Source organism: Tahibacter sp. (assembly GCF_032229445.1).
Taxonomy (GTDB): domain Bacteria; phylum Pseudomonadota; class Gammaproteobacteria; order Xanthomonadales; family Rhodanobacteraceae; genus Tahibacter.
On the sequence record NZ_JAVTWC010000075.1, the window covers coordinates 1 to 8,478 of the forward strand.

Consider the following 8,478-nt stretch of genomic DNA (forward strand, 5'->3'; position numbering starts at 1 on the left):
ATTTCCTGTCGCCGACGGCGATACCGGTTCCAACCTCGCCTTCACCCTCAGCGCAGTCGAACAGGCGCTGCGGCCGCTGCGCCTGTGCAGCGCCGGTGGACTGCTGCGCCGCGCCGGTGACGAAGCCATCGACGGCGCGCGCGGCAATTCCGGCGCCATCCTCGCGCAGTTCCTGCAGGGCGTCGGCGAGCATCTGGCCGACCAGCCGCGGCTGGGTGTGGCCGAACTGGCGGCGGCGGCGAGCTTCGGCGCCCGCCAGGCGCGCGGCGCTGTGTCCGATCCGCGCGAAGGCACCATCCTGTCGGTGATCGCCGCGTTCGCCGCGGCATTGCAGCGCGACGCCGAGCGCGGTTCCGACGATCTGCGCGAGTGCTGGGCGCGGGCCGTGGCGGCCAGCCGCGACGCGCTCGCGCGCACGCCCGATCAGCTTGCCGTGCTGCGCAAGGCGGGAGTAGTCGACGCTGGCGCGCTGGGCTTCGTCGAGCTGATAGAAGGCATCAACGATTACCTCGAGCGCGGCCGCTCCGGACTTGCGGCGCTCGGCTACTACCGCAGTGGCGACCTTGGCGTCATGAGCGAAGCCGGCGAACACGACGCGCAGCACCGCTGGTGCACCGAATGCGTGCTCAGCGCCGAGGCGATCGAGCGCGACGCTGTGCGCATGGCGTTGCAGACGCTGGATCATTCCAGCCTCGTGCTCGCCGGCACGCGGCAAAAGCTGCGCGTGCACGTCCATCTGGACCAGCCGCAGCAGCTTTACGACACGCTTGCCCGCTTCGGCCGGGTCAGCAGCCGTAAGGCCGACGACATGCAGTCGCAGCAGCGCGCGACCCGTTCGCGCACGCGCGTCGCCGTGGTCACCGATTCCGCCGCGGACCTGCCCGATGACGCGCTGGAACAGCTGCCGCTGCACCTGGTGCCAGTGCGGCTGAACTTCGGTGAGCGCGACTACCTGGACAAGGTCTCCCTGTCACCGGGTGAGTTCTTCCAGGAATTGCGCAGCAACCCGGCCGTGCCGCGCACCTCGCAGCCGCCGCCCGGTGATTTCCGCCGCCTGTTCGATTTTCTGCTCAGCCATCACGAGGAAGTCGTCTACGTCGGCCTGTCGCGCGCAGTCAGCGGAACACTGCAGTCGGGCGAAAGCGCCGCCGGGCGCTGTGATCGCAGTCGCGTGCACGTCATCGACTCACGCACCGCATCGTGCGGGCAGGGCCTGCTCGCGCGACACGCCGCCGAGCTGGCGGTGCAGGGGCTTTGCGCCGCGGACATTGTCACCCGCATCGATGCGCTGACGGCGCAGACGCCGCTGTTCGCCTATGTGCGCGACCTGAGCCACATCGTGCGCGGCGGCCGCCTGCCGGCCTGGACGCTGCCGCTGACGCGCTGGCTCGGGCTGATCCCCGTCGCCGCGGTCGGTACGGACGGACGATTGCATCTGCGCAGCGCGCTGCGCCTTAGGCCCGACCTGCCGCAACGGTTCGCGCGCTGGCTGCTGCCGCGCCTGGAACCGCACGCGCGCTGGGCGAGGATTCTCATCGGACACTGCGACAACCCGACCGAGGCGCAGACGCTCGCCGAGGCGTTGCGCCGCGCGCTGCCGCAGGCAGCCATCGACATCGTGCCCGTCGGTGCGGCGATCTCGGTGCACGCGGGACCGGGCGCCGTCGTCGTGAGTCTGCTGCCGCATGCCGCCGAGCCCTAGGAAAGTTCTGCAGCGCAGCGAACTCCGACATCGAGGTGCCATGGCCAGGGCGATCGCCCGGCGAAGAAAATCTGCGATCAGGCCTGGATTTAAAGCTCCTTTCGCCGAATCACGGCGGCAGGCAAAAATGCCTCGATGCCGGAGTTCGGTGCGCTCACCGCCAACCTATGCGCCCTGCGGGTTTCGTGCCGGGGCGGCGCAATGCAAAACCCCTCTCCTTGCGGGAGAGGGGTCGATAGTGCCGATCAGAACGTGACGGACCAGCTGTCGATCCTGCCGGTGTCGCCGGGACCGTTGTCGTTGACGCGCAGGTTCCAGGTGCCGTTGAGTGCTTCGCTGGACAGGTTCAGCGTGACCGTCTTGTTGATATTGTCGGTGCCGCTGCCGGTGCGGTTGTGGATGTTGTACAGCGTGCCGTCTGGTGCGACGAGGTCGACCTTGAGGTCGCCCTGGTACGTGTGGACGATCGCCACCGTGACCGAGGCGTTGCTCGGCGCGTTGCCGCTGCGGCCAGACACGACGATCGGGCTGTCGACCGTGGCGTTGTCGCTGATCGTGAAGTCCGTGCCGTTGCTGTAGGTCTGCGTACCGCCGCCGCCGCCGGTGGTGTAGCTGCCAGTCAGGCTGACGCCCGCGTACGCACTGTAGCCGCGCAGCAGGACGTGGTAGGTGCCGGCCTGCGCCGTGGCGATGGTGCAGGTCTCCGCATTGCCGCCGAGGTAGGGACGGCAGTCGTAGCTGGCCGTCGTCGGTGCCGAACCGAATTTCACGTACAGGTCCGCGTCGCCGGTACCGCCGGCCATCACGAACTTCAGGCCCGTCGCGCCGGCCGGAACCACCATCGTATACGCCGTTTCGGCGCTGGCCGCGCCGGACAGGCCGGTAACGGCCACGCCGTTCTGCAGCACGTTGCCACCGCCGCTGCTGACGCTGACCTGGCGTGTCGTGGCGTGGGTCGCGCCGGCGTTGTCGGTGACGGTCAGCGTGACCGTATAGGTGCCGGCTGCCGCGTACGTGCGGGCAGGGTTCGTCGCGGTGGATGTGCCGCCGTCGCCGAAATTCCAGGCACGTGACGCGATGCTGCCGTCGCTGTCGGTGGAGCTGTCGGTGAAGGTCGCCGTCAGCGCGTTTGTCACGACGCCGAAGTTCGCGACCGGCGGAACGTTGCCGCCTCCGCCGCCCGTGACGGTGAACTGCGCCGCGTTCGGCGTGCCCGGCTTGCCGGCGGCATCGGTGCCCTGTACGAACACGCGATGCACGCCGGGCGCGAGGCCGGCAGTGCTGATCGTTGCGCGCACGACTTCGGAACTCGCGTTGAAGCTGCCGTCGTTCGCACTCATCGCGACGGGCACCGCGCCGGCCTGCCACGGCGTCGCATCGACATAGGCCGCGGCCGATGCGATGGCCTGCACGGCTTCGCTGCCGTTGGACTGGTTGAAGCGGCTGTCGTCGACGGTCGCGGTCACCGTGACCGTCGCGCCGGCCGCGACGCTGGCCGGCGCGACGCTGACTGCCGTGGTATCAGGACCTGCCGGCAGCTTGTACGGCGCCTGCAGGTTGCGCGCCGTGTAGCGTAACGCCGCCAGGTTCTGCGGCAGTGTCGAGTTCTGGAACGTCGAGCAGTTTTCGAAGAACGACACGCCGAGTTCGATCGTATAGGCCGGTGCACCGAGCAGGCCGTACATCGTGTCGTCGGTCGCTCCGTCGGTCGCATACAGCTCGACGGACTGTTCCGGCGAATAGCCGTTGAACCAGGCCATGCGCCGGCCGAACGTGCGCAGCGCGGTACCGTTCGGTGCCGCCGCCGAGGTGTCGCCCCAGGGCCACAGCACGAGCTGCGAATAGCTGTGGATGTCCATGAACACGCCCTTGTAATCCTCCGGCGCGGCGCTCGATACCGCGTCGGCGCGGCGATCCGGCAGCACGCCGCCGGTGTAGCTGCCGTTGCCGCCGAGCGTGCCGGCGACGTAGCTGATGATGTTCTGCGTCTCGGGTTCGGACGCACGCAGCGGGCCGCGATAGGTTTCGTTGCACGGATCGCCGCTCGAGCCGCCAGGCACCGTGCTCCAGTGGAACGGGAAGTTGCGGTTCAGGTCCACGCCGGCGCTGGAGCTGCCGCAGCTGCCGTTGGTCGTGTTGGTGTTCTTGCGCCAGCTCGAACCGGCTTCGGCCTTCTTGCGGCCGTCCGGGTTGGCCTGCAGCAGCAGATGGAACTTGAAGTTGTCCATGAGCCAGGTCGCTTCGGCATCGCTGCCATAGCCGTTGACCAGCCACTCGGCGAACCGCGTGATCGTTTCCGCGGTGGTGTATTCGCGCGCGTGGATGGCGCTGAGCACGACCATGTTCGCCTTGTCCGGCAGCGTGGCGTCGGTCCCCTTGTTGCCGAGACGCAGCACTTTCATGGTGTAGCCGTTGGCGGCGTTGCGTGTCTTTTCCCAGCTCGGACCGATGTCGAGCACGTCGGCGAGCTGCGGCTTCTGGGCGGCGAGCTGGTTCATCGTCGTCTGGGTTTCTTCGACGGTGCGGTAGCAGGCGTAGCCGGGGATGCTCTTGAGCCCCGCGCCCGTGCGCATCGCCTTGTCGAAGGCCTGCAGTTTCGCCGACGCCGCGTCGTCGATCGTCACGACGAAACCGGCGGCGCGCAGGCCGGCGATGGCCTCGTCATCCGCTTCGGTGCGCACGGTCCGGGTCTTGCGATCGACGATGAGATGCTGGAACTGCGACGCGATGGCCTGTAGCTGTTCGGGTTTCTCGTAGGTTGCCGTGACGAACCAGGTCTCGCTGGCGTGGACAGGCGCACTCAAGGCGCCGGCGATGGCCAGCGGCAATAGGACCAACTTGGACAGCATGTGAATCTCCAGGGTCAGGCCGGCCATCCTCCCCGACGGCCGGCGTGAGGTTCGGCGAACCGGGCCTGAGCAGGAGCACCCGTGGCGCCGCGCGAGAGCGGCGCTGTTGCGGCGCCGCGGTATGCCGCCGCTGCGCGGGCTGCCCCGTCGCAGCCGTTGTCGTGCAACGACGGCCATATCGGTAGATAGCAGGTCGTGCGATCGCGCAGGCGGATATGCGTCGCAGTTCCTGTACCTGTTGAAAGTTGTACATGAGCGACACGCGCACCCCTGTCCGGGCTGTCCGCCCACAGACCGACGGGTTGCGGCCAGGCGAACGACAAGAAGGGTCTTGCGGTTGCGTAGCTGTGTAAAAGGCAACCCCGGCTTGCGCCGGGATCGCCATGTCGGCAGCGTGCCGTTGCCGTCAGAAGGTGATGCTCCAGCTGTCGATCCGTCCGACGTCGCCCGGACCGTTGTCGTTGACGCGCAGGTTCCAGGTGCCGTTGAGCGCTTCGCTGGACAGGTTCAGCGTGACCGTCTTGTTGATGTTGTCGGTCCCGCCGCCGGTGCGGTTGTGGATGTTGTACAGCGTGCCGTCCGGAGCGACGAGGTCGACCTTCAGATCACCCTGGTAGGTGTGCACGATCGCGACGGTGACCGAGGCATTGCTCGGCGCATTGCCGGTGCGGCCGGACACGACGATCGGGCTGTCGACCGTGGCGTTGTCGTTGATCGTGTAGTCGGTCGTGTTGCTGTAGGTCTGCGTGCCGCCGCTCGTGGTGTAGCTGCCGGTCAGGCTGACGCCGGAGTAGGCGGCATACGCGTGCAGCATCACGTAGTAGGTGCCGGCCTGGGCGGTGGCGATGGTGCAGGTTTCCGCATTCGCGGAGCCTTCGGACTTGCAGTCGTTGACGCTGGTCGTCGGCGCAGAGCCGAACCGGGCATACAGGTCGAGGTCGCCGCTGCCGCCGCTGGTCACGAACGTGAGGTTCGCCGCACCGGCCGGCACGGTCAGCGTATAAATCGTGTCCACGTTGATCGCCGCGGACAGGCCGGTGACCGGCACGCCGTTGCTGAGCACCGTGCCACCGCCACCGCCGACCGTGACCTGGCGTGAGGTCGCGTTGGTCGCGCCGGCGTTGTCGGTGACGGTCAGCGTGACGGTGTAGCTGCCGGCCGTCGCATAGGTACGGGCCGGGTTGGTCGCCGTGGAAGTGCCGCCGTCGCCGAAGTTCCAGCTGCGCGACGCGATCGTGCCGTCGGCGTCGGTGGAGCTGTCGGTGAACGTGGCGGTCAGACCGCTAGTGCTGCTGCTGAAGTTCGCGACCGGCGGCTGGTTTCCGCCAGCGTTGAGGGTGACCTTCCAGGCGCCGCGGCCGTAGGTGCCAGCCGTGAGTACGTGTGGAGAATTATCTATTTCCAGGTCGGTGACGACCAGGCCCAGCGGCAGGCCGGTGGAGAAGGCAATGAAGTTATCGCCTCCGTCGCTGCTTTCATACACGCCCACGTCGGTACCGACGAATACGCGGTTGGTATTCAGCGGATCGATCGCGACCGCATTGGCCGGCACGTTGGGCAGGCCGCCGCCGACGGCGCTCCAGCTGCTGCCGCCGCTCGTGGAACGGTACAGGCGCGACGCGCCGAAGCCGGCCCGCGTGATGAACACGCGCTGCGCGTTGAGCGGGTCCATGGCGATATCCGAAACCACGCCGCCCGGGTAGTTGCCGGTCACGTCGGTCCAGGTGGGACTCGGTACGGCCGCATCCGGCGTGGCGAAGATGCGCCCGCCCGAGGTGCCGGCGTAGACCGGCGTCAGCACGCCCATGGTCGCCGGGCTGATCACCGACACGGCCGAACCCAGGCTGCCGGTCATGGCGGTCCAGGAGAACGGACTGGCCGAGGTGGTGCCGCGGTAGATCACGTTCGACGCGACGAAGAGCCGGTTGCCGGCGACGGCGAGCGGCGTGACCCAGGGAAAGCTCGACGAAGATGTCAGCCCGCTCGTGGACAAGGTCGAGAAAGTACCAGCGCCGCCGCCCGAGGTCGAACGGTAGATGCTCGGGAAGCCACCCGAGGGATAGCTGGTCTGGAACACGATGGACGGATTGGTCGGATCGATCGCGTTCATGAAACCGTCGCCGGAGACGATGGTCAGGCCCCATACCGAACTGGTGCTGCGGCTGGACGACGAATTGTCCTGCGCACCGCCGAAGACGATGTCCGGGTTGGTCGGGTGCACGCTGATGTCGTAGAACTGGGTGACATTGAGGTTGGAATTCATGTTCACCCAGCTGCTGCCGCTGTTCTCCGTGCGCCAGACGCCGCCGTCGCTGCCGATCCAGAACCGGTTCGGATTGCTGCGCGAATAGCGCACGACGTGGGTGTCCTGGTGGACGGTCTGGCTGCTGCCCCAGCTGGTCGTCAGGAAGCTGAAGCTGGTGCCGCCATTGGTCGAGCGCGACGCGCGGATCGCACCGACCAGGACCGTGTCGGGCTGTGTCGGATGAACGTCGATGGCCAGGTTGTAGCTGCACTGGCCGTCGCAGGCGCCGCTGTTGCGCAGCGTCCAGCTCGCGCCGCCGTCGGCGCTGCGGTACAGGTTGCTGCCGAGCAGGGCGTACAGCACGTTGGTATTGCTCGCCGCCATCGCCAGGCGCAGGCGTGCGCCGGTCACGGTCATGCCGCTGCTGCTTGCGGTCCAGCTCGCGCCGCCGTTTGTTGATTTATATACTCCGCCGCCGCCGACGCCCGCGTAGACCGTCGCCGTGCCGGGTACGAAAATCAGATCCTCGACATTGCCGTTGAGTGTCTTGGTCCAGCTGGCGCCGCGGTCGGCCGAACGGTACAGGCCCGAGCCGGACAACGCGCCCGTGCTGCTGCAACTGCCGGCGCCGCCGGCCAGCACCACGTTGGCATCGGTCGGCTGGACCGCGATCGCGTTGACGATGGACAAGGGCATGGCGCCGGCACCGCTGCCGTTGCGTGCCTGCCAGCTGCTGCCGGCGTCGCTGCTGAGATAGACGCCCTGGCCGAAATAGCCGGCGCAGCCGCCGCCGTTCTTGTCGCCGGTACCGACCCAGACATTGGACGGTGCCGCTGGCTCGACGAACAGCGCGCCGATCGGCAGCGTGCCGACCTGGTCGAACAGTGGCGTCCAGTTCGCGCCCGCATCGGTGGTCTTCCAGACGCCGCCGGCCGCGGCGGCGAAATACACGGTGTTGTCGTCACTGGGGTGCGGCACGACTGCGTTGGTGCGGCCGGCCACGCGGCCCATGACCCAGCTGCCCATCGTCATCGAAGACGGGCCCAGGGGAGACCAGGTCTCGCCGACGGCACGCTGCTGCGGCGCCAGGCGCTCGACCTGCGCCTTGAGTTCCGCCGCTGCCTTGCTGCGTTCGACGCCGGGGTTGAGCACGCGGTCCAGTCCGCGCGATTCGATGAACCACCGCTGGCGCTGTTCGATCTGCCAGCTTTCTTCGCGCGGCTTGCCGTCGCGTGCGCCGGTGTCGGGCGGTTGGTCGTACTCCGCGCGGGCGGCAGTGGTGAGGGACAGAGCGGCCACGAACAAGAGCAGGTGGCGCTGCAGGGCAGGGCGTACGTGCATGATCGGTTCTCCGCGAGCGGCAGGTGTGCTGCCACTGGCTCAGGGGGTAAGGAGTGTCGTCGCCGCGGCTTCGCCGCGTCGGCGCAGCCGTTTCCGGCTGGATGGGCAATGCCGGTCCCTCCGCCCCCTGTGCGGCTGGACCTGCGCCAGATAGAGGCGACCCCGGCTTGCGCCGGGGTCGCGGTTGGCAGGACTAGGCTGCCGTCGTGGTCAGAACGTGACGCTCCAGCTGTCGATCCTGCCGGTGTCGCCGGGACCGTTGTCGTTGACGCGCAGGTTCCAGGTGCCGTTGAGCGCTTCGCTGGACAGGTTCAGCGTGACCGTCTTGTTGATGTTGTCGG

At 68.0% G+C, this 8,478-nt stretch carries 3 protein-coding genes; 1 reads left to right on the forward strand and 2 read right to left on the reverse strand.

The features are described from left to right. A partial coding sequence (locus RUU78_RS13520) for a DegV family protein (RefSeq protein ID WP_313917423.1) occupies nucleotides 1-1,702 on the forward strand: 1,702 nt, incomplete at its 5' end. Nucleotides 1,703-1,947: 245 nt separating this feature from the next. Here the strand turns inward: RUU78_RS13520 and RUU78_RS13525 are convergent. Both RUU78_RS13525 and RUU78_RS13530 read right to left on the reverse strand, forming a co-directional pair. Beyond that, complete coding sequence (locus RUU78_RS13525) at nucleotides 1,948-4,551, reverse strand: M14 family zinc carboxypeptidase (RefSeq protein ID WP_313917425.1); 2,604 nt, start codon at nucleotides 4,549-4,551, stop codon at nucleotides 1,948-1,950. Nucleotides 4,552-4,957: 406 nt separating this feature from the next. After that, nucleotides 4,958-8,137, reverse strand: coding sequence for a proprotein convertase P-domain-containing protein (locus tag RUU78_RS13530; RefSeq protein ID WP_313917427.1), 3,180 nt, complete (start codon nucleotides 8,135-8,137; stop codon nucleotides 4,958-4,960). Nucleotides 8,138-8,478: the final 341 nt, after the last annotated feature.